At 67.3% G+C, this 871-nt stretch carries 1 protein-coding gene and 1 pseudogene; both read right to left on the reverse strand.

The window, feature by feature from the left end:
* A pseudogene (locus B4C31_RS00895) lies at window positions 1-588 on the reverse strand (alpha/beta hydrolase); the annotation flags it as partial.
* A gap of 39 nt (window positions 589-627) precedes the next feature.
* On the reverse strand, window positions 628-871 hold a 244-nt coding region (locus B4C31_RS00900; protein WP_291530957.1), incomplete at its 5' end, for a flavodoxin-dependent (E)-4-hydroxy-3-methylbut-2-enyl-diphosphate synthase.

Raw genomic sequence — 871 nt, forward strand, 5'->3', positions numbered from 1 at the left:
CTCGGAGGTGGCGTAGATGCCGACCTTGCCGTCGTCCACCGCGTCCAGGCCGCGGACGTAGTCGATGACCGCGTCATAGGCGTCCGCGGAGGCCGGATAGTCGCGGTTGATGTCGATGGTGGACCAGGCGGGCTTGTCCACCACGGCGGTCACGATACCGGCCGTGCCCATCGCCTTCGCCACGTCGCTGAACGAGTTGTCGCAGGTGCCGTATCCCGCCCCGTGCAGGAACACGACGCCGGGCAGACCGTTTCCGGCATCGACCGGCTCGCGGACGTGCACGTTCAGCGTCTGGACTTCGCCTGTGGATGCGCGGGTGACGTCGATGGTCACGTAGCGGTCACGCACCTCGTAGGTGCCGAGCGTGGGCAGCGGGACATCGTCGGGGTTGGCGAAGGCGACGGCGGTGTTGGGGGTCGCCGGCGTGATGGTGCGTCCGGTGGCGTCGTCATGCCACTGGACGTCGGTCAACGTGGAGACGGTGACCAGGATGCCGAACAGCACGATGAATATCGGCAGCGTGGTCAGCAGACGCTGGCGGCGGCTCCAGCCGCCCGGCCGCCGTGTGGACTTCCGATGATGCATCACGTCGGTTCATTGTAGTCACGCGACGGCCGGCGCATGCGCTCACATGTGACGTGCGGTATGGGTGATCGGCACGACGACCGGTCCGGTGGCGCCGGCCGGCACCTGGCCTTCGGCCTCCATCTGCGCGGCGATCTCGTTGGCCTTCTCCAGCAGCGTATCCACGATCCTATCCTCGGGCACCGTTTCGATGACCTTGCCCTTGATGAAGATCTGCCCCTTGCCGTTGCCGGAGGCCACGCCCAGATCGGCCTCGCGCGCCTCGCCCGGACCGTTGACGATGCAG

Origin of the sequence: Bifidobacterium sp. UBA4282 (assembly GCF_002394995.1) — a bacterium.
GTDB lineage: Bacteria > Actinomycetota > Actinomycetes > Actinomycetales > Bifidobacteriaceae > Bifidobacterium > Bifidobacterium pullorum_B.